The organism is Pseudomonas sp. 05N432 (assembly GCF_056396945.1).
In genome coordinates this window covers 161,443-180,379 of sequence record NZ_JBFTMM010000002.1, presented here as the reverse complement: position 1 = coordinate 180,379, position 18,937 = coordinate 161,443, and the positions used below count along the sequence as shown (strand labels likewise).

The 18,937-nt window shown below is 57.6% G+C and carries 24 protein-coding genes; 8 read left to right on the top strand and 16 right to left on the bottom strand.

Translation table 11 applies throughout. The annotated features are described in order from the left end of the window. Positions 1-371: 371 nt before the first annotated feature. The 5 genes from rimO to tsaA all read left to right on the top strand — a co-directional run bounded on the left by rimO (position 372) and on the right by tsaA (position 4,325). Positions 372-1,706 (top strand): 30S ribosomal protein S12 methylthiotransferase RimO, encoded by a 1,335-nt coding sequence (gene rimO, locus AC1DHT_RS03150; protein ID WP_145017377.1) that lies wholly within the window; start codon positions 372-374, stop codon positions 1,704-1,706. 115 nt (positions 1,707-1,821) lie between these two features. Next, a complete protein-coding gene (locus AC1DHT_RS03145) occupies positions 1,822-2,295 on the top strand; it encodes a GNAT family N-acetyltransferase (protein WP_427533568.1) in 474 nt (157 codons plus the stop codon). Positions 2,296-2,378: 83 nt separating this feature from the next. Beyond that, a complete protein-coding gene (locus tag AC1DHT_RS03140; RefSeq protein ID WP_427544361.1) occupies positions 2,379-3,089 on the top strand; it encodes an rRNA pseudouridine synthase in 711 nt (236 codons plus the stop codon). Positions 3,090-3,156: 67 nt separating this feature from the next. Further along, entirely contained in the window at positions 3,157-3,624 is a 468-nt protein-coding gene (locus tag AC1DHT_RS03135; protein ID WP_019692130.1) for a YehS family protein, read from the top strand. A 2-nt stretch (positions 3,625-3,626) separates the two neighbouring features. Next, positions 3,627-4,325 (top strand): tRNA (N6-threonylcarbamoyladenosine(37)-N6)-methyltransferase TrmO, encoded by a 699-nt coding sequence (gene tsaA, locus AC1DHT_RS03130; RefSeq protein WP_429539275.1) that lies wholly within the window; start codon positions 3,627-3,629, stop codon positions 4,323-4,325. A 170-nt stretch (positions 4,326-4,495) separates the two neighbouring features. On the opposite strand, the gene fpr is transcribed toward tsaA, so the two are convergent. Next, positions 4,496-5,275, bottom strand: a complete 780-nt coding sequence (gene fpr, locus AC1DHT_RS03125; protein ID WP_003189055.1) for a ferredoxin-NADP reductase — start codon at positions 5,273-5,275, stop codon at positions 4,496-4,498. 136 nt (positions 5,276-5,411) lie between these two features. On the opposite strand from fpr, the gene AC1DHT_RS03120 reads away from it, so the two are divergent. Next, positions 5,412-6,338 (top strand): LysR family transcriptional regulator, encoded by a 927-nt coding sequence (locus AC1DHT_RS03120; RefSeq protein ID WP_427533565.1) that lies wholly within the window; start codon positions 5,412-5,414, stop codon positions 6,336-6,338. Here AC1DHT_RS03120 and AC1DHT_RS03115 read toward each other — a convergent pair. The 3 genes from AC1DHT_RS03115 to AC1DHT_RS03105 all read right to left on the bottom strand — a co-directional run bounded on the left by AC1DHT_RS03115 (position 6,335) and on the right by AC1DHT_RS03105 (position 8,407). Continuing rightward, a complete protein-coding gene (locus AC1DHT_RS03115; protein ID WP_477761227.1) occupies positions 6,335-6,697 on the bottom strand; it encodes a diacylglycerol kinase in 363 nt (120 codons plus the stop codon). The two genes, AC1DHT_RS03120 and AC1DHT_RS03115, sit on opposite strands and share 4 nt — an antisense overlap. Positions 6,698-6,772: 75 nt before the next feature. Then, a complete protein-coding gene (erdR, locus tag AC1DHT_RS03110) occupies positions 6,773-7,423 on the bottom strand; it encodes a response regulator transcription factor ErdR (RefSeq protein ID WP_427544566.1) in 651 nt (216 codons plus the stop codon). A 225-nt stretch (positions 7,424-7,648) separates the two neighbouring features. After that, positions 7,649-8,407, bottom strand: coding sequence for a tRNA-uridine aminocarboxypropyltransferase (locus tag AC1DHT_RS03105; protein ID WP_427544569.1), 759 nt, complete (start codon positions 8,405-8,407; stop codon positions 7,649-7,651). 190 nt (positions 8,408-8,597) lie between these two features. On the opposite strand from AC1DHT_RS03105, the gene AC1DHT_RS03100 reads away from it, so the two are divergent. After that, positions 8,598-9,023, top strand: coding sequence for a PA3611 family quorum-sensing-regulated virulence factor (locus AC1DHT_RS03100; protein WP_427544629.1), 426 nt, complete (start codon positions 8,598-8,600; stop codon positions 9,021-9,023). Between the two features lie 8 nt (positions 9,024-9,031). Here AC1DHT_RS03100 and AC1DHT_RS03095 read toward each other — a convergent pair whose 3' ends face one another. Beyond that, complete coding sequence (locus AC1DHT_RS03095) at positions 9,032-9,226, bottom strand: hypothetical protein (protein WP_054595969.1); 195 nt, start codon at positions 9,224-9,226, stop codon at positions 9,032-9,034. Positions 9,227-9,730: 504 nt separating this feature from the next. On the opposite strand from AC1DHT_RS03095, the gene AC1DHT_RS03090 reads away from it, so the two are divergent. Next, the gene (locus AC1DHT_RS03090; protein WP_427544574.1) at positions 9,731-10,852 is read left to right on the top strand and encodes an LOG family protein; all 1,122 of its coding nucleotides are present in this window, start codon (positions 9,731-9,733) and stop codon (positions 10,850-10,852) included. A gap of 41 nt (positions 10,853-10,893) precedes the next feature. Here AC1DHT_RS03090 and recX read toward each other — a convergent pair whose 3' ends face one another. From recX to AC1DHT_RS03035, 11 genes are all read right to left on the bottom strand, one after another. After that, positions 10,894-11,361: a recombination regulator RecX gene (gene recX / locus AC1DHT_RS03085; protein ID WP_427544577.1), complete on the bottom strand. Its 468-nt coding sequence runs from the start codon at positions 11,359-11,361 to the stop codon at positions 10,894-10,896. Positions 11,362-11,369: 8 nt separating this feature from the next. Further along, complete coding sequence (gene recA, locus AC1DHT_RS03080) at positions 11,370-12,422, bottom strand: recombinase RecA (RefSeq protein WP_019692120.1); 1,053 nt, start codon at positions 12,420-12,422, stop codon at positions 11,370-11,372. 83 nt (positions 12,423-12,505) lie between these two features. Further along, a complete protein-coding gene (locus tag AC1DHT_RS03075) occupies positions 12,506-13,006 on the bottom strand; it encodes a CinA family protein (RefSeq protein WP_427544579.1) in 501 nt (166 codons plus the stop codon). Positions 13,007-13,088: 82 nt separating this feature from the next. Further along, complete coding sequence (locus AC1DHT_RS03070; protein WP_427544581.1) at positions 13,089-13,625, bottom strand: lysis system spanin subunit; 537 nt, start codon at positions 13,623-13,625, stop codon at positions 13,089-13,091. After that, the gene (locus AC1DHT_RS03065) at positions 13,607-14,170 is read right to left on the bottom strand and encodes a glycoside hydrolase family 19 protein (protein WP_427544583.1); all 564 of its coding nucleotides are present in this window, start codon (positions 14,168-14,170) and stop codon (positions 13,607-13,609) included. Before AC1DHT_RS03065 ends, AC1DHT_RS03070 begins: the two co-directional genes overlap by 19 nt. 15 nt (positions 14,171-14,185) lie before the next feature. Then, the gene (locus AC1DHT_RS03060; protein ID WP_427544585.1) at positions 14,186-14,797 is read right to left on the bottom strand and encodes a tail fiber assembly protein; all 612 of its coding nucleotides are present in this window, start codon (positions 14,795-14,797) and stop codon (positions 14,186-14,188) included. Between the two features lie 4 nt (positions 14,798-14,801). After that, positions 14,802-15,866: a phage tail protein gene (locus tag AC1DHT_RS03055; protein ID WP_427544587.1), complete on the bottom strand. Its 1,065-nt coding sequence runs from the start codon at positions 15,864-15,866 to the stop codon at positions 14,802-14,804. Between the two features lie 21 nt (positions 15,867-15,887). Further along, positions 15,888-16,394: a tail fiber assembly protein gene (locus tag AC1DHT_RS03050; protein ID WP_427544589.1), complete on the bottom strand. Its 507-nt coding sequence runs from the start codon at positions 16,392-16,394 to the stop codon at positions 15,888-15,890. 1 nt (position 16,395) lies between these two features. Beyond that, complete coding sequence (locus AC1DHT_RS03045) at positions 16,396-17,289, bottom strand: gp53-like domain-containing protein (RefSeq protein ID WP_427544591.1); 894 nt, start codon at positions 17,287-17,289, stop codon at positions 16,396-16,398. A 130-nt stretch (positions 17,290-17,419) separates the two neighbouring features. Next, complete coding sequence (locus AC1DHT_RS03040) at positions 17,420-18,184, bottom strand: hypothetical protein (RefSeq protein ID WP_427544593.1); 765 nt, start codon at positions 18,182-18,184, stop codon at positions 17,420-17,422. After that, on the bottom strand, positions 18,075-18,929 hold the full coding sequence (locus AC1DHT_RS03035) for a glycine-rich domain-containing protein (RefSeq protein WP_477749003.1): 855 nt from the start codon (positions 18,927-18,929) through the stop codon (positions 18,075-18,077). Before AC1DHT_RS03035 ends, AC1DHT_RS03040 begins: the two co-directional genes overlap by 110 nt. Between the last annotated feature and the right edge of the window lie 8 nt (positions 18,930-18,937).

Genomic DNA, 18,937 nt, shown 5'->3' with positions numbered 1-18,937 from the left:
CTGCCCCGGAATGCGCTGAGCCTACTGCCTGACTACTTGCCTGACCCATCAACCACTCCTGCCACCAAGACCGGGGCTTCATGTAAAAAGCACGACACGAACACGCGCCTGAGCTTTGCCAATCTGCGCAGACTGCCGTGCAGCATGCGCTGTTTTACTTATTGATACAGGCGATTTATTGACTTAAAAAATACGCCTGGGTGTAACGGCGCGAAGCATAGCGCAGCACTCGTCGTATTTCCCTCCATAAAGCTGGTCAACTGCGCTGACCACCGCTAGAATTGCGCACTTTTTGATCAGAGGCGCGTCAAGCGCCCGTCTGTCGCCTTGCCGTTGTCGGCTGGAGGCGTCACAAAACACCGAGGTTAGACATGTCCACCACAACGCCGGCCAACCCTAAAGTTGGTTTCGTATCCCTGGGTTGCCCGAAAGCACTGGTCGACTCCGAGCGCATCCTTACCCAACTGCGCATGGAAGGCTATGACGTCGTGTCGACCTATCAGGACGCCGATGTCGTGGTGGTCAACACCTGCGGCTTCATCGACTCGGCCAAGGCCGAATCCCTTGAAGTGATCGGCGAAGCCATCAAGGAAAACGGCAAGGTCATCGTCACCGGCTGCATGGGTGTCGAAGAAGGCAACATCCGCAACGTACACCCGAGCGTGCTGGCCGTCACCGGTCCGCAGCAGTACGAGCAAGTGGTCAACGCCGTGCACGACGTCGTGCCACCGCGCCAGGATCACAACCCGCTGATCGACCTGGTGCCGCCGCAAGGCATCAAGCTGACGCCGCGTCACTACGCCTACCTGAAGATTTCCGAAGGCTGCAACCACAGCTGCAGCTTCTGCATCATCCCGTCGATGCGCGGCAAACTGGTCAGCCGCCCGGTGGGCGATGTGCTCGATGAAGCCCAGCGCCTGGTCAAATCCGGTGTCAAAGAGCTGCTGGTGATTTCCCAGGACACCAGCGCCTACGGCGTTGACGTCAAGTACCGCACCGGTTTCTGGAATGGCGCGCCGGTGAAAACCCGCATGACCGAACTCTGCGAAGCGCTCAGCACCCTCGGTGTCTGGGTTCGCCTGCACTACGTTTACCCGTACCCGCACGTCGATGAGCTGATCCCGCTGATGGCCGCCGGGAAAATCCTGCCGTACCTGGACATCCCCTTCCAGCACGCCAGCCCGAAAGTGCTCAAGGCGATGAAACGCCCGGCGTTCGAAGACAAGACCCTGGCGCGCATCAAGAACTGGCGCGAGATCTGTCCGGACCTGATCATCCGTTCGACCTTCATCGTCGGCTTCCCCGGCGAAACCGAAGAAGACTTCCAGTACCTGCTGAACTGGCTGACCGAAGCCCAGCTCGACCGCGTCGGCTGCTTCCAGTACTCGCCGGTTGAAGGCGCACCGGCCAACGATCTGGATCTGGAGATCGTTCCGGACGAGGTCAAGCAAGACCGCTGGGATCGCTTCATGGCGCACCAGCAGGCCATCAGCTCGGCGCGCCTGCAAATGCGCATCGGCCGTGAAATCGAAGTGCTGGTCGATGAAGTCGACGAGCAAGGCGCCGTCGGCCGTTGCTTCTTCGACGCCCCGGAAATCGACGGCAACGTATTCATCGACAACGGCAGCAACCTCAAGCCGGGCGACAAGGTCTGGTGCAAAGTGACCGACGCCGACGAATACGACTTGTGGGCTGAACAGATCTAAACGCAAAAAATATGAAAAGCCCCGCTCTCTTCACGAGATGCGGGGCTTTTTTACGTCTATCGTATTGTTCAGCAAGAGGATTCAACCTCACTCACGGCACAAGAGGCAGGCGGGCATGCGCCATCATTCGGTCATCCACACACCAAAACACAGCGACTATGAAGAACTGACCCGGGTCTGGGAGGCGTCGGTCCGCGCCACGCATGACTTTTTACCGGACAGTTACATCGAGCTGCTGAAAAACCTGGTGCTTACCCGCTATCTGGATGCCGTCATGCTGATCTGCACCCGCGACCGACACCAGCACATCACCGGGTTCGCCGGCGTTGCGGCAGGCAAGATCGAAATGCTCTTCATCGCCCCCGAACACCGTGGCGAGGGTCTGGGCAAACAGCTGCTGCACTACGCCATGGAACACCTGAACGCCGATGAACTGGACGTCAACGAACAAAACCCGCAAGCCTTGGGGTTTTATTTCAAACAGGGTTTCGAAGTCATCGGACGCTCGGAGGTCGATGGTATGGGCCAGCCTTATCCTCTGTTGCACATGCGTTTGAAGCAGGCCAATCAACAGGCCCGGCGCGGCTAAAAGCCACACAAGGCAAATGGACCCGCGATTAACCGGCGCGAGGCAGGTACAATGCCTCCCCCCTTTTGTTACGGCTCCCTGTCATGACTGACCCGATTCGTCTCTCCAAACGCCTCATCGAGCTCGTCGGCTGCTCCCGTCGGGAGGCTGAGCTGTTCATTGAGGGCGGCTGGGTCACCGTGGACGGCGAAGTCATCGATGAGCCGCAGTTCAAGGTCGACACCCAGAAAGTCGAACTCGACCCCGAAGCCAAGGCCACCGCACCGGAACCCGTGACCATCCTGCTGCACGCGCCAGCGGGCATGGACGCCGAGACCGCCCTGCAACTGATCGGCCCCGAGACCCTGAGCGAAGAACACCGCTTCAGCAAACGTCCGCTCAAGGGCCACTTCCAGCGCCTGACCGCCAGCGCCGACCTGCAGGCCAACGCCAGCGGGCTGTTGGTGTTCACCCAGGACTGGAAGATCCTGCGCAAACTCACCGCCGATGCCAGCAAGATCGAGCAAGAGTATGTGGTCGAGGTCGAAGGTGACATGGTCGCTCACGGGCTCAACCGCCTGACCCACGGCCTGTCGTACAAAGGCAAGGAACTGCCGGCGGTCAAAGCCAGCTGGCAGAACGAAAATCGCCTGCGCTTCGCGATGAAAAACCCGCAACCGGGGATCATCGCCCTGCTCTGCCAGGCTGTCGGCCTCAAGGTCGTCGCCATCCGCCGCATCCGTATCGGCGGTGTTTCCATCGGCAAAGTGCCGGTGGGCCAATGGCGCTATCTGTCTGCCAAAGAGAAGTTCTAAGGCGGCCACACATTTCGGCGTCACCGTTAACGGCAACGCCCACAGCTGAATGATCAGGACTGCACACATGATTCATAACGACGTACTGCGCAGCGTGCGCTACATGCTCGACATCAGTGACAAAAAAGTCATCGAGATCATCAAGCTCGGCGGCATGGATGTCACCCTGCCCGACCTCGTGACGTACCTCGACAAGAAAGAAGAAGACGAAGAAGGCTTCGTACGTTGCCCGGACGAGGTCATGGCGCATTTCCTCGATGGCCTGGTGTTCTTCAAGCGTGGCAAGGACGAAAGCCGTCCACCGCAGCCGATCGAGCTGCCAGTCACCAACAACATCATCCTGAAGAAGCTGCGCGTAGCCTTCGAACTGAAAGAAGACGACATGCACGCCATCCTCAAGGCCGCCGAATTCCCGGTCTCCAAGCCTGAGCTGAGCGCACTGTTTCGCAAGTTCGGCCACACCAACTACCGCCCATGCGGCGACCAGTTGCTGCGCAATTTCCTCAAGGGCCTGACCCTGCGCGTTCGCGGCTGACCATGAGCTACAGCGTTTCCCCGATCGGCTTCGTGCGCTCCTGCTTCAAGGAGAAGTTCGCCATTCCGCGTCAGCCGCAACTGGCGCCGGCCGCTCGCGGCATTCTGGAATTGGTGGCACCGTTCGATCAGGGTGATGCGGTGCAAGGCCTGGAGCAGGTCAGCCATGTCTGGCTACTGTTCCTGTTCCATCAGGCGCTGGAAGACAAGCCGCGACTCAAAGTCCGCCCACCGCGCCTGGGCGGTAACAAGTCCATGGGCGTGTTTGCCACGCGCGCGACCCATCGACCCAATGGCATCGGTCAGTCGGTGGTCAAGCTGGACAAGGTTGAAGCCAATCGCCTGTGGATCTCCGGCATTGACCTGCTGGACGGTACGCCGATTCTCGACATCAAACCCTACGTGCCTTACGCCGATATCATCCCGGGCGCGTCCAACAAGATCGCCAGCGCTGCGCCGCAGTTGATTCCGGTGCAGTGGGCAGATTCAGCCTTGCAACAGGCGCATACGCACGCTCAGCGCCTTGAAGAGCCGTTGGTCGAGCTGATCGAGCAATGCCTGGCGCAAGACCCGCGCCCGGCCTACCAGACACCCGCCCCCGAACGCGAATACGGCGCACAGTTCTGGGACCTGGACGTACGCTGGCATTACCCGCAAGCCGGGCTGATCCGCGTCCTCGAAGTCATCCCAGCGAAAACCTGAACCCCGGAAACGCAAAAGCCCGCGCTGCCTTCTCAGGCAACGCGGGCTTTTGGGTACACAAATCCAATGTGGGAGCGAGCCTGCTCGCGATAGCGGTTTGACATTCTGCATCTGTGTTGGCTGTCAGTCCGTCATCGCGAGCAGGCTCGCTCCCACATTTTCAGTGCTGCTTACTTCTCGACGAACGCACGCTCGATCAGGTAGTCACCCGGCTCACGCATACGCGGCGAAACTTTCAGGCCGAAGCTGTTCAGTACTTCGCTGGTTTCGTCGAGCATGCTCGGGCTGCCGCAGAGCATGGCGCGGTCGTCTTCAGGATTGATCGGCGGCAGGCCGATGTCGCTGAACAGCTTGCCGCTGCGCATCAGGTCGGTCAGACGACCTTCGTTTTCGAATGGCTCGCGGGTCACGGTCGGGTAGTAGATCAACTTGTCACGCAGGGCCTCGCCGAAGAACTCGTTCTGCGGCAGGTGCTCGGTGATGAACTCGCGGTAAGCGACTTCGTTGACGTAACGTACGCCGTGGCACAGGATCACTTTTTCGAAACGCTCGTAGGTTTCCGGATCCTGGATGACGCTCATGAATGGCGCCAGACCGGTGCCGGTGCTGAGCAGGTACAGATGTTTACCAGGCTTCAAATCGTCCAGCACCAGGGTGCCGGTCGGTTTTTTGCTGATGATGATCTCGTCGCCTTCCTTCAGATGTTGCAACTGGGAAGTCAGCGGACCATCGGGAACCTTGATGCTGAAGAACTCGAGATGCTCTTCCCAGTTCGGGCTGGCAATCGAGTAAGCGCGCATAAGCGGGCGGCCGTTGGGTTGTTGCAGGCCGATCATCACGAACTGGCCGTTCTCGAAGCGCAGGCCCGGATCGCGGGTGCACTTGAAGCTGAACAGAGTGTCGTTCCAGTGGTGAACACTGAGGACACGCTCGTGGTTCATGTTGCTCATGTACGGGGGACTCCTGGAGATTTTGTCTGCGCATGCTCTGCGCCAAGAGAGCAGTGCGCAATTGCATCGCATTCTAATGGCAGCGACAATATCTGTTAACTGGATTATTAAGATAAGGGTTATCGGTTATATAGATATGCGATTTACTCTCCGTCAACTTCAAGTCTTCGTCGCCGTCGCTCAGCAAGAGAGTGTGTCTCGTGCTGCGGGTCTGCTCAACCTTTCACAGTCAGCGGCCAGCACCTCGATCACCGAACTCGAGCGCCAATCCAGCTGCCAATTGTTCGACCGCGCCGGCAAGCGGCTGAGCCTCAACGCCATGGGCAAACAACTGTTACCGCAGGCAGTGGCCTTGCTCGACCAGGCCAAGGAAATCGAAGACCTGCTCAACGGCAAGTCCGGTTTCGGCTCGCTGGCGGTCGGCGCCACCCTCACCATCGGCAACTACCTGGCGACGTTGCTGATTGGCAGCTTCATGCAGCGTCATCCGGAAAGCCAAGTGAAGCTGCATGTGCAGAATACTGCCAACATCGTGCAACAAGTCGCTCACTATGAAATTGATCTGGGTCTAATCGAAGGCGACTGCAGCCACCCGGACATCGAGGTACAAAGCTGGGTCGAGGATGAGCTGGTGGTGTTTTGCGCCCCGCAACATCCGCTGGCAACCCGTGGCCAGGCCAGCATGGAGGAGCTGACGCACGAGGCGTGGATCCTTCGCGAGCAGGGCTCCGGCACGCGCCTGACCTTTGACCAGGCCATGCGTCATCACCAAAGTGCCTTGAATATCCGGCTTGAACTGGAACACACCGAAGCGATCAAGCGCGCAGTGGAATCCGGCTTGGGGATTGGCTGTATTTCGCGACTGGCGCTACGCGATGCGTTCCGCCGTGGCAGTCTGGTGGCGGTTGAAACACCGGACCTGGATCTCGCGCGGCAGTTTTATTTCATCTGGCACAAACAGAAATATCAGACGTCGGCCATGCGCGAGTTTCTTGAACTGTGCCGCGCTTTCACCGCCGGGGTTCAGCGCAGCGACGAGATCGTTTTACCGACGATTGCTTAAAGCAGAATCACTGCCCACACCATGACGATCATGCTCAGGGCCACCAACTGAGCAGCGCTGCCCATGTCCTTGGCATTTTTCGACAACGGGTGCCGATCGARGGAAATCCGGTCAATGGCTGCTTCCACGGCCGAATTGAGCAACTCGACAATCAGCGCCAGCATGCACACAGCGATCAGCAAGGCACGCTCGACGTGGCTGACGTTCAGCACAAACGCCAACGGAATCAGGATGACATTGAGCAGCACCAGTTGACGAAAAGCGGCTTCGCCGGTGAAGGCTGCACGCAGGCCGTCGAGGGAATAACCACCTGCATTGAGAATGCGCTTGAGACCGGTTTGACCTTTGAAAGGCGACATAAAGTAGGCAACTGAACCAGAAGAAGTAGAAAAGCCAGATCAACAAAGGTTGAAAAAGCGTGAATGAAAGCGCCGTTAGTGGCTCGAAGTCGACTCGAGTTGTTGCAACAACAACGCCGCCTGAGTCCGGGTACGCACACCCAGCTTGCGGAAGATCGCCGTCACGTGCGCCTTGATCGTCGCCTCCGACACACTCAACTCGTAGGCAATCTGCTTGTTCAGCAGACCTTCGCAGACCATGGTCAATACACGGAACTGCTGTGGCGTCAGACTGGCCAAGCCTTCGCTGGCGGCCTTGGCCTCATCCGAAACGCTGACCGCTTCAAATGCCTGCGGCGGCCAGAAGACATCGCCATCCAGCACAGAGCGCACCGCTTGCTGAATCACTTCCAGTGAACTGGATTTTGGAATGAAACCGCTGGCCCCGAACTCACGGGAACGCACCATGATCGAAGCTTCTTCCTGAGCCGAAACCATCACCACCGGGATCTGCGGGTATTGACCGCGCAACAGCACCAGCCCGGAGAATCCGTACGCACCTGGCATGTTCAGGTCCAGCAGCACCAGATCCCAGTCAGCCTTTTCGGTCAGGCGGGCTTCCAGCTCGGCAATGCTTGCCACTTCCACCAGACGAACCTCGGGACCAAGGCCCAGGGTCACGGCCTGGCGCAGCGCGCTACGAAAGAGAGGGTGGTCATCGGCAATCAGGATTTCGTATGTGGCCATTTTTCAGATGATCCTGTTTTTATGGCAGACCTGATGCATTCAGGCCTCGCCAAGGCAACTCGAGGTACCGCCAGACAGCGGTACCAACAGGGCACGTTCAACGCCAAGAACCCATAAAACCGGCGTTTCAATCTTCGGCCGCACCCTAATCGGCGCCAAGGATGCCCAGCGAAGCCTGGGTGGTCAAGCCGCAAACCCGTGGTTACCTGTCAGTATGGGCGACTCTCAGGACATGATCGGCGCTGTGTGTTCAACGAAAGGCAGCAATTCTGTATGGGCCGGGGTCGAGACATTCATTTCCAGCTGATGCTTGGCATCGAGGTAATGCTGGCTGAACACATCGAAATAGGCATCCAGTGCCGAGGCAGCGTCTACATCCCCCGCCAGATCCAGGCACAACGCGGCCACTTCCGCGGTGCACAGGTGTTCGCTTCGGGTAGACCTTCGCAGGCGGTATCGCGAGAGCTTTTCGGGGAGCAGGCTCAGAATCGGAAACCGGTCGAAATACGGGCTTTTCCGAAAGATCTTTCTCGCCTCGGTCCAGGTTGCATCCAGCAGGATGAACAGCGGGCGCTTCTCGCTGGTAGCGTCGACCGTATGAGTCACACGTTCCGGGGCAACGTATTCGCCGGGGAAAACCAGATAAGGCTGCCATTGCGGGTCGGACAAAAGCTTGATCAGCTGTGGGTCGACGTCGGTACGCGACCAGATGAAGGCAAAGTTATCCCTGACCACGTCAGCGATCAGCCAGCCGGTGTTGCTCGGTTTGAACACTTCCTTCCTGGTCATGATCAGGCAAACACCGGCCCGTGATTCGACCTGGGGGCGCCAGTTACACAGGCAATGGCTCTCGATCACCCGGCACGTATGGCAACGGGGCGCCCGTGAACCGCGGGCCAGAAAAGGCTTGGTACTCTCCTCTTCTCGCTCATCGCGCAGACGGGCTACGGCGTTCGTGGCAAAACGTGGGGCTGCATTGCTCATCGCAGGCAGCACCGGCAGGGAAGGGATATCGACACAAATAACACTCGGCAAGGCAGGAAGTCGCAGCAGTTTACCAGAGCAACTCGCCCAAGCCTGTACCGCCTACCCCCCGCTCGCCTATAATCCGCCGCCACTGAACGCACCGCCATGTGGCTGGTCGAAGCACCAGTCACTGAACCAGGAGAGTTTCATGCTGCGCCTTATCGTCCCCACCGCTGCCCTTCTGCTGGCCCTGCCCTTCAGCGCTCAAGCAGCCTCCCTGAATGACTTGAATCTGGGCAAGATGCTGGAAAAGGTTGCTGCGGAAAGTAACGTCGGCCTGCCTCGAGAAATCAATGAAAACCTTCTCGACCAAGGTTATACGGTTGATGGCAAACAGCTGATCGACCACATCAGCGTGCAATCCGCTTATGCCGACGAAATGCGTGCCAACCCGAAAGTGGTTTATCTGCAACTGGGCGCCAGCGTTTGCCGCAATGCAAACTACCGCAAGCTGATGGCCAAGGGCGCGATCATGCGTTACGACTTTTCGGAAAACAAAACCAATCGCCCTGTAGGCTCGGCCAGCTACCAGGAATCGGATTGCCCTGCGCAAACGGCACAAAAGAAAAAGTAATCACTTAATCAGTGTGAACCTGCGCGTCGCTGCTCATCATCGGCGCGCAGCTCTGCCACCAGCGCCTGCAAATAAGGCGAGCGCCACTCTTGGCCCTCCAGGCGCCGCCGACATTCCTCTTCAAGGCTCACGTGATTGCGCGCGGCCGCTGACTGCAGCAATCGATACAGTTGCGCATCGACCTCCAGAATCACCAGGCTCATAGCCTGCCTCCTTGCACTTGATCGCCAATCATTGCGCGATGATCCCCTACAGCTCCTGAAGCCTTGCGCCTTGCCCTGGACGCAATGCTGTCGTGTTGTGTCTGTAACTGAGTAAATCAGAGCCTTGGCCGTCCGACACAGGTTCTGACGAGCGGTGACAGTCGGTTGTGAACTCGCAATAAGTAATTGCCAGCGAAGACTTTCGAGGACCATGATCAAGTCAGCGCAACTCACTACAAGCGTCTAGATTCAATGTATTGGTGTTTAATGTCCGGGGCAGAGAAGGGGCTGCCCATTCAGAGTCCTGTCGTGCGAACGTTTTTTTCATCCAAGGGATAAGCAGAACCCGTCTGGATGGCTCGACCACCACTTCAATGCTTCATGGTCAGGTCGAGTCGGGTGTAGTGCCCAGCCCTCTTGCGGGCTGAGAGCGACACAAGCGGTGTCGCGGCTCAGGCGAATTTCTCGTTCGAGCCGAAGGTTCTGTGTAGAAGGAGAAGTTGAATGCCTTACCAACCGAATGAGCTTCTGGTGCGTCATTTTCAGAGCATCGGCATCGATCTCACCAGCAAGATCGAAGAGCAACTCAACCTGGTTTCACCCAATAGCCCGAATATTCCGATTTATCGCGACATGATGTTGACGGTCTTGCGCATGGCGCAAGAAGATCACAATCGCTGGAACGCCAAGATCACCCAGCAAACCCTGCGCGAACTTGAGCATGCCTTCCGTGTGCTGGAGCAGTTCAAGGGGCGGCGCAAAGTGACCGTTTTCGGCTCGGCACGTACGCCGGTTGAACATCCGCTGTACGCCCTGGCCCGGGAACTGGGTGCAAAACTCGCCCAATCGAACCTGATGGTCATCACCGGTGCCGGCGGCGGCATCATGGCCGCTGCCCATGAAGGCGCAGGTCGGGATAACAGCCTTGGATTCAATATCACCCTGCCCTTTGAGCAGCAAGCGAATCCAACCGTAGGCGGCACTGCCAACCTGTTGCCGTTTCACTTTTTCTTTACCCGCAAACTGTTTTTCGTCAAAGAGGCCGACGCACTGGTGCTCTGCCCGGGCGGCTTCGGCACCCTGGACGAAGCCCTGGAAGTACTGACCCTGATCCAGACCGGCAAAAGCCCGCTGGTTCCCGTGGTGTTGCTGGATGCTCCTGGTGGCACGTTCTGGGAAAGTGCGCTGGACTTCATCCGCAATCAACTGGAGGCCAACCGTTACATCCTGTCGAACGACCTGAAGCTGATTCGTCTGGTGTATACCGTCGATGACGCTGTGGCGGAAATCAATCAGTTCTACAGCAACTTCCACTCCAGCCGCTGGCTGAAACATCAGTTCGTGATCCGCATGCATCACAAACTCAACGACCAGGCGCTCGAACATATACAGGAGGCTTTTGCCGACCTGTGCCTGAGCGATCACTTTCATCAACATACTTACGGTGGCGAGGAGCACGACGAGGCTCAGTTCAGCCATCTGGTGCGACTGTCCTTCACGTTCAACGCTCGTGATCACGGACGCCTGCGTGAACTGGTCGACTACATCAACCTGCCGGAAAACTGGGCCACGGCTCAGTCGCCCCAGACGCCACAGCGCAAACGGGAACAGATCAAGGTTACTTGAGCAAAAAAAAGCCCGACTATTTCAATAGTCGGGCCTTTCAGTCAGTCATCCATTCCTCGGCCGCTGAACAAGCGACCAATCATTTCCATGGAATATCCCCGATAAGCGAGGAAGCGCCCTTGCTTGGCGCGCTCGCGGGCGTCTATCGGTAAATGCCCGGCAAACTTGCGTCGCCAAGTCTCCTCCAGGTTCTCTTGCCAACTGATTCCGCTTTCACGCAGGGCAAGTTCGATATCGGCACGTTGCAAACCACGCTGGCTCAACTCTTCGCGAATGCGCAAAGGGCCGTAGCCGGAACGGGCACGGTAGGAAACGAAGCTTTCGAGGTATCGGGTTTCAGACAGCAGCCCTTCTTCCGTCAGACGGTCGAGTGCTGTATCGATCATTTCATCAGAAGCGCCGCGCTGACGCAGTTTACGCGTCAGCTCGACTCGACCGTGCTCGCGTCGAGCGAGCAGGTCCATTGCGGTTCGCCGCACCGCGACGAGGGTATCGAGTACGGCGGTCATCGGATCAATCAGATATCAGCGTCAGCCAGATCATCTTCAGTCTCTTTGACCGGAGAAGCCTTGACGTCAGCCGTTGGCGTCAGCAGCTTGTCGCGAATCTGCTTCTCAAGAGTGGCAGCGATGTCCGGATTGTCTTGCAGGAACTTGGCCGAGTTGGCTTTGCCCTGGCCGATCTTGCTGCCGTTGTAGGCATACCAGGCACCGGATTTCTCAACGAAACCGTGCAGCACGCCAAGGTCGATCATCTCACCGTTGAGGTAGATGCCCTTGCCGTAAAGGATCTGGAACTCGGCCTGACGGAACGGCGAAGCCACCTTGTTTTTGACGACTTTGACGCGGGTTTCACTGCCGACCACTTCGTCGCCTTCTTTCACCGCACCGGTACGACGGATGTCCAGACGAACCGAAGCGTAGAACTTCAGCGCGTTACCACCGGTGGTGGTTTCCGGGCTGCCGAACATCACGCCGATTTTCATCCGGATCTGGTTGATGAAGATCACCAGGCAGTTGGCGTTCTTGATGTTACCGGTGATTTTACGCAGCGCCTGGGACATCAGACGGGCTTGCAGGCCCACGTGCATGTCACCCATTTCGCCTTCGATTTCAGCCTTCGGAACCAGGGCCGCCACGGAGTCGACGATGATCACGTCGACTGCGTTGGAACGCACCAGCATGTCGGTGATTTCCAGGGCTTGCTCGCCGGTATCCGGCTGGGAAACCAGCAGGTCGTCGACATTGACGCCCAGTTTGCCGGCGTATTCCGGGTCCAGGGCGTGCTCGGCGTCGACGAATGCGCAGGTCGCGCCGGCTTTTTGAGCCTGGGCGATCACGGACAGTGTCAGCGTGGTTTTACCGGAGGATTCAGGACCGTAGATTTCAACGATACGGCCTTTTGGCAGACCGCCAATGCCGAGTGCGATGTCCAGACCCAGAGAGCCCGTGGAAATAGCCGGGATCGCCTGACGGTCCTGATCGCCCATACGCATTACGGCACCCTTGCCGAATTGACGTTCGATCTGACCCAGGGCCGCAGCCAAGGCTTTCTTCTTGTTGTCGTCCATTAAAGTCCTCACGTAATCAATAAGGCCTGACGGCCAACACCTGTATAAGTAGCCAGTATTATTCCACAGCGTTTCGGGATCGCCTACCCCTCATTTGAGATTTCTCCAGAGGCATACTGCAGCAACCCCTCTAGCGCGGCCTTCACCGTTTGTCGGCGGACTTCATCGCGGTTGCCGGCGAAGTATCGGCACTCCGAATACACGGCATCTCCGACCGCCCAGGCCAACCACACGGTGCCCACCGGTTTGTTCGGCGTACCGCCGTCCGGCCCCGCGATACCGCTGACCGCCACGGCAAAACGCGCGCGACTCTTGTGCTGGGCGCCACGCACCATGGCTTCGACCACTTCACGGCTGACCGCCCCGACCTCGGTGAACAACTCGGCGGGCACATTCAGTTGCTGGGTCTTCTGGCGATTGGAATAGGTGACGTAACCCGCCTCGAACCACGCCGAGCTGCCGGCAATCCGGGTGATCGCTTCGGCGATCCCGCCGCCGGTGCAGGACTCCGCCGTGCTGACATGCGCATTGAGAACCTGCAAACGCCGGCCTAGTTGCGCGGCAAGCTGGGTGATTTCGTTCACGACTCTCTCCTTGATCAGGCGGGCATGCGCACTACCGTACACGAGCGAATCACGCTTGCAAGACGCAGGCTAGATCAAAATGTTAGTGAGCAAGCGCTCTGACATACGCCTGACAGGCCTGCAAGGCAATCAGTCCGCGGTCGCCTGCGTCGGTGATGCCGATAATTCGTTGAGCATGCGCCGGCTCAAGTCGGGCTCGTAGGGCTGCATGAACCACGCCGCCGGTGCCGGAGGCGGCTGACACGCCACAACCGGCGTCGGCATCACGGGGGTCGACAAGGACTGACAGGCGCAAATCAGCAGTGGCAAGACGGTCGCGCAGGCGACCTTGATCACGTTGTGCATCGCTCAAGGCCTTTGAATAGGTTTGATCGCTGGCCTGAAGACGCTGCTCCAGGGCCAGCCGCTTGTCCTGTTCGGCGCGCTGTTGATTCGCCGCCGCCAGGGTCAGTTGGTTCAGCGCCTCGTCGTGCAACCTGGCTTGTTCCGCCAGTTGCCGACCGTAACGCCAATCCTGAAGGTGCCAGGACACTGCCGCAGCACCGCCCGCCACAATGGCCAGCAGTACAGCGACGCCAATTGCCCGGTAAGAAACCGGTATCAGACCGAAGGCTGGCATAACACCGCCCTCGCCCGTGCCCAGAGCTGCAAACGATCTTCCAGCCCATTCAACCCGCCGTTGATCCGGCGGGTGATGCTGTTGAACTGGTCACCATCGGCCAGTTCATTCAAACCGTTCAGCTCCCAGAACCAGGCCGCCGATTCGGCCGCCCATTGAGGCTGTTCGAGCAACTCAGGCAGGGTCAGCAAACGCTCATCCCCGAACAGCCCAAGGCTGCATCGACGATAGTTGTCGTGACCGGTGATCTGAATCAGCCCGCGCCCCCGATAGCGCTGACCATCACCGTCAGCTTCAGGCGTATTGCCCAAGCGGACGGCCAGCGTGCCGGTATCGTATTTGCTGAGGTATTGGTCGCTGCCCAACTCACACACATAACGTAACTGCCCCGACTCATGGCCGACTTGCGCGAGAAACGCGGCGATGCGTTTGGGGGTGTTGATGTTTCGGTGAACCATCGCGGTGTTGAGGGCAGAAACGAAAACGCCCGCTTGGAGGCGGGCGTTGGGCATTATCTGGAGCAGTTGCCCTTCTGTTACAGGCATGAGGATGTCCTTGATTTACTTTTGTTTAAGGCCGAAGAGCGAGAGCAGTGAATTCGTCGGTTCCTTGGGTTCAGAAGACGTCAGAATCGGCCACTCGACTTCAAGGGGGTACCCTGCTTGCTGTTCGATGCGGTTCAAGGCAACGCAGTAGCGTTTCCAGTCCAGCAGCGCGGATTGCTCCTGTGGCGTGGCATCACCCAGATCGACGGCGTATTGAAGGGGCGCGATACGCATCGAGGCCTCTCGTAGTCGAACATCACGTTCATTTTGAGCAGCAACAACTGCCGCCGCCAACTGCGCTTGCTGATCAAGCTGCCAAGCTGAATCCGTCCAGACAAAGTAAGCCCCCGGCCTCGCAACGCTAGTCACCGTATCGGGGAGTGCTCCCAGCTCGGACCACGTTAAAGGTTCACCTGTTTCGGTGCTGTAAACCACTCCACGAAGATCCAATGTTTCTTTAGGCCTACCCTCAATAAAGGCCCAAACACATCCAGGGCCGGGGGCCGGTAGCTCTTGATCCAGCGCTACAGCATTGTCCGGTAGTTGAGCACCCAGCCCAGGTATGACCGGGAACTCTACCGGTCCGATCAAGGCCCCCGCAGTATCTATCAGGTAATTCATATTCATCCTCTCAGATCAGTTTGAGTCGGCCGGGATAAGCCACGTTATGCGGACGCGCTTCCGAGCCCCCATCAATAGATAAACCCGTACCAACAGGGGCTGTACCAACCAGTTGAGTGGGAATGGTGTATCTCATCGACCAAGCCGAACCCTGTACAACCGTACCATTTGCAGCACCTTCCCCCACGGCAACGATAGTGGGTGTATGTAAGTGCGCGCGGTTTTGATCATTTTGCACAACACCAGGATTGCGACCGGCATCTATACCGCGGCCTTCATCCAGGACCCGTAGAAACTCTCCACGCCCTTCAGGTCCGCGAAACGTAAGAGAGCCATCACCACTGCTCCATCCCCCCTCGGCACCTACACGAGTTGCTTCAGTCCACATCATTCCTGAAACACGGGCATGATCCCAAAGCCATGGCCATTCGGCACGACTGAGAATGGCGCCATTCAAAGCCCCATAACCACCTGGGCTGAACGCCGTTGTTGTTTCAAAAACCGGACGTCCCAGAGGGGTTGCATCGAACCTGCCCACCGGCCACCAACTGCCCAGACCGTCACTGCGTAAATGCCACCAATCCCCTGCGCCCATAAGTACGAAAAACGGATAACCCGGCGCAGACAAATGCGTATGGAATTTAACCGTGTCTGTCCCGGACACCTGTACGACCAAACGATTGCCCGTATTGTCGACCCGACGAAGGATGACATCACGAACACCTAAAGCCGCACTGGAAGGTGGCAAACTTACAGTGGTTGCCCCTGCGCTGCCGTTGACCAAAACAAGTCCAAGCTCGCTTTCCGTCAACAGTTTTGAACCCGAGACCGTTGTTACCAGAGCATTCATCGGACTGGCTTTCGCCATGATCAACTGCATCGCCCTCAACAACTGAGTATTGTCAACTTCAGACGGTACTAATCCTGCCCCTGCAACGACCGTTAGAATTTCCTGAGTAACACTGTTACCCCACGTCGCAGGAATCAAAGAGCCCGGCGTTCCGGAAACCACGTTTTCATCAACGAACTTGCCATTCACCAGCCCTACGCCGGGGACACTTTTGGGATAATCCAATGTTCCACTCCTTATAAATGTCTATTGAGCGATGGCAGGTTCTACCGGCTTCACCGTTTTTCTGACCCGTGCTTTTTTAACGGGAGCGGCCATAACGCTAACGGGGGCAACCAGTACCGGTCTCCCTGTCAATGTGGGGAACGCTTCGGTAACCGGCCAATTGCGCAAGTTGCGGCGATAGGTTTGCAGGCTTTCGTACTCTGCGGCGGATAACGTTGTTGCAGCCCCCGCCTCCAGCTCGTCACGATGCCTTGCAACCAAACCATCGGTTTGAAACAGTTCGGAGTCGCGCCAGGCACGTTCATTTGACGCAGACACTTCAGCTGACACAGACGGAGGATCCACAAGAATCGGGTAACCATCTTCAGGACGCACAGAGATCATCTTCGGCGACCCAGCCAATGTTTCAAGCAACGAAAGCCAATATGCCCTTGGAATCTCTATTACATCGTCAGGGATATCAGCCCCATTTAACCCGACGACATAAGCACCGCGTGTTCGCGCGCTAAATAATATTGTACCGTTCAATTCAATACCCCTTCGCAATGTAATTAACAGCCCAGCCAGCCGCCATCTGCCCCGTATAGCTTCGAACTCTAAGTCGGCAACCTTGTTTTGTACTGGTACCGCCAATAAGGATGACCATTGCGATGTCACCACCGACATGATTGGCGACAACCGAAACACAAGCATTGGGAAAAGAGATTGGAAAAGTTATATACATTTCTCCATTCGCATCAGTCACACCATAACCCCACTGATCCATGTTGCCACTCGGATACTTCTGATACCCAGAAGCCCCGGTGACACCCGCGAACAGGGTGGCGTACTTCAGACTGGCAGTACCGTAAACCGTCCAGACCCCGGACTCTTTGACAAAGGTCGCATTCTCGCCTGCGGTCATAGTCATGCTATTGAGCATGGCGCCTTGCGGAGTGATTTGAGCCCCTGAATTACTGGCAACAGTAACAACCGAACTGGCACGACAATGCAGGCTTATCACCGCGCCAGCAGGGACCGCATTAACATCCGGCAACGTCACCGTATAACTTGTCGTTCCGCCAAGGCCTATCGAACGACCAACGTCCGCGACGGTAAGTTGCTCTGATGCCGATATCCCGCGTGAACCTGCATAGTTCCCGAGTGCACGCTGCACAAATTCAGAGGTCGCCACCGACTTTCCTGCGTCAAACTGTGGTGGCGTAACAAACAGATTGGAACTGCGCAAGGCTCCCAGCAACTGATTGTTCGACGCTTCATCCGGTGTCAAACCGGCGGCCTGTACAACACTCAGAATTTCCTGAGTGACGCTATTTCCCCAACTCGCCGGAATCAACGATCCAGGTGTCCCGGTGACCGGGTTTTCATCGACAAACCTGCCATTCACCAGCCCAACGCCGGGTGTTTTTTTTGGATAATCCATAATGTTTGTCCTCCGGCCTGCTTGACCGGGATATTTGAACGAAAACAAAAACGCCCACTGGGTTAGTGGGCGTCAGACATGTCTTTCAAGAGACTCATACTCATCGTGCCCGGGGCTAACCCGCTGCGTTCTACTGCGACAGATCGCCCACGACGTTACGCAGGGCCAGAATGGCTGCATCGCACACTTCTTTGGCCCGTTCAGTCTTGCCCTTGGCGACTTGAGCCCTGATCTGCTCCTTGGCTTTCAAGCGCAGGGTGCGCAGGGTCAACAAGCTGTTATTGAATTCGGCCGATTTGCCAAGAATGTCGTCAGCAGCCTCTTGGGCGGTTCGGCCTTTGACGGCCCATGCGCTCACGGACAGTGGGACAGCTTTTTTGGGGTAACCCGCGTCCTTGAAGGCCTGTGCATCGGCGGCAGCGCTCGCATATTCCATCGCACGCAGCGGATCCCCGGTCAGAGCCTTGCGGGCGCTGTCTGCTGCTGCGTCCACTCGGGAGCAAAGGTTTTCTGTTTCCTGACGCTCTACCGTTGTCACTTTGGCGGAGGCCAGCATCCTTTCAGCACCATCCCAGTCATTGCCTGAAGAAGGCTGAGGGGTATCAATTTTGGTTAATTCGTCATTGGAGACACAGTGCAGGGTCTCTTTCTGGACCCACTGTTCATCGGTGACCGGCAGAATACCCAGCATCACAGAGGGAGCAGCGTAGGCAAACAACTCGGTGTCTTGCCACTCAATGACTGTGCCGGATGTACGGCAGTACAGCACTTGTTTAGTCATACTTTTACCACTCGATAACAATGAGGCCTGGCGCACCCGGACCACCAGGCTGCGCAGTTCCAGGCCCTGGAATGTAATAACCGCCAGCACCGCCACCTCCGGCACCGAAGCCATAGGCCGATCTCCCGGGATAACCAGAGCTCGTACCGGAGCGAGAAGAACTACCTCCTGTGCCGAAGGGCCCACTTGCGCCGCCCCCCCCATAGCCTGCAGCTATATTGGCGGTGGTATCTGTCGCATCTCCGCCCGCAGGAAAACCCTCACCGCCTCTGGGGCCCGGAACAAAGCCTGTTGTGTTAACACCCGGATAACCTGGACTGCCACCAGTCAGTACCAGCAGAGCACCTGAAGCCCCGACCAGTGTGTTCCCGCCAGCCGTTGCAGCTACACCGACGCTCCCTCCAATGCCGGCAGCCCCGATGACAATGGGGATAACCTGCCCGGGCGTCACCGCCACCAACAGTTTGATGACCGTTTGACCCGCCCCACCACCACCGCCCCCCGAAGCTGTCGCACTAGTGCCCCCCGGGCAAGCACCTCCGCCACCTCCCCCAGCACAACCACTGAGCCAAATCTTCGTCACCCCGTCCGGAACAGTGAAATTACCGTTCGAGGTGAATCGCTGGATGCCAAGACCGGCTGTCGAACGACTGATACTGCGAATGGCGCTCAAGAGCTGAGCAAGGTGGGACTCACTGGGTGTCAAGCCGGCGGCGGTAATCACCTCGAGAATCTCACTCGTCACGCCATTACCCCACGCCGCCGGAATCAGCGACCCCGGCGTTCCGGTCAGCGGGTTTTCATCGACAAACTTGCCGCTGATCAACCCGGCGCTGGGCACACTCTTCGGATAATCCATTTCCTATC

Excerpts from the sequence above, each read along its gene's own strand:
- rimO (WP_145017377.1), top strand. The coding sequence starts at position 372 with ATGTCCACCACAACGCCGGCCAACCCTAAAGTTGGTTTCGTATCCCTG.
- AC1DHT_RS03145 (WP_427533568.1), top strand. The coding sequence starts at position 1,822 with ATGCGCCATCATTCGGTCATCCACACACCAAAACACAGCGACTATGAA.
- AC1DHT_RS03140 (WP_427544361.1), top strand. The coding sequence starts at position 2,379 with ATGACTGACCCGATTCGTCTCTCCAAACGCCTCATCGAGCTCGTCGGC.
- AC1DHT_RS03135 (WP_019692130.1), top strand. The coding sequence starts at position 3,157 with ATGATTCATAACGACGTACTGCGCAGCGTGCGCTACATGCTCGACATC.
- tsaA (WP_429539275.1), top strand. The coding sequence starts at position 3,627 with ATGAGCTACAGCGTTTCCCCGATCGGCTTCGTGCGCTCCTGCTTCAAG.
- fpr (WP_003189055.1), bottom strand. The coding sequence starts at position 5,275 with ATGAGCAACATGAACCACGAGCGTGTCCTCAGTGTTCACCACTGGAAC.
- AC1DHT_RS03120 (WP_427533565.1), top strand. The coding sequence starts at position 5,412 with ATGCGATTTACTCTCCGTCAACTTCAAGTCTTCGTCGCCGTCGCTCAG.
- erdR (WP_427544566.1), bottom strand. The coding sequence starts at position 7,423 with ATGGCCACATACGAAATCCTGATTGCCGATGACCACCCTCTCTTTCGT.
- AC1DHT_RS03105 (WP_427544569.1), bottom strand. The coding sequence starts at position 8,407 with ATGAGCAATGCAGCCCCACGTTTTGCCACGAACGCCGTAGCCCGTCTG.
- AC1DHT_RS03100 (WP_427544629.1), top strand. The coding sequence starts at position 8,598 with ATGCTGCGCCTTATCGTCCCCACCGCTGCCCTTCTGCTGGCCCTGCCC.
- AC1DHT_RS03095 (WP_054595969.1), bottom strand. The coding sequence starts at position 9,226 with ATGAGCCTGGTGATTCTGGAGGTCGATGCGCAACTGTATCGATTGCTG.
- AC1DHT_RS03090 (WP_427544574.1), top strand. The coding sequence starts at position 9,731 with ATGCCTTACCAACCGAATGAGCTTCTGGTGCGTCATTTTCAGAGCATC.
- recX (WP_427544577.1), bottom strand. The coding sequence starts at position 11,361 with ATGACCGCCGTACTCGATACCCTCGTCGCGGTGCGGCGAACCGCAATG.
- recA (WP_019692120.1), bottom strand. The coding sequence starts at position 12,422 with ATGGACGACAACAAGAAGAAAGCCTTGGCTGCGGCCCTGGGTCAGATC.
- AC1DHT_RS03070 (WP_427544581.1), bottom strand. The coding sequence starts at position 13,625 with ATGCCAGCCTTCGGTCTGATACCGGTTTCTTACCGGGCAATTGGCGTC.
- AC1DHT_RS03065 (WP_427544583.1), bottom strand. The coding sequence starts at position 14,170 with ATGCCTGTAACAGAAGGGCAACTGCTCCAGATAATGCCCAACGCCCGC.
- AC1DHT_RS03060 (WP_427544585.1), bottom strand. The coding sequence starts at position 14,797 with ATGAATATGAATTACCTGATAGATACTGCGGGGGCCTTGATCGGACCG.
- AC1DHT_RS03045 (WP_427544591.1), bottom strand. The coding sequence starts at position 17,289 with ATGGATTATCCAAAAAAAACACCCGGCGTTGGGCTGGTGAATGGCAGG.
- AC1DHT_RS03040 (WP_427544593.1), bottom strand. The coding sequence starts at position 18,184 with ATGGCTTCGGTGCCGGAGGTGGCGGTGCTGGCGGTTATTACATTCCAG.
- AC1DHT_RS03035 (WP_477749003.1), bottom strand. The coding sequence starts at position 18,929 with ATGGATTATCCGAAGAGTGTGCCCAGCGCCGGGTTGATCAGCGGCAAG.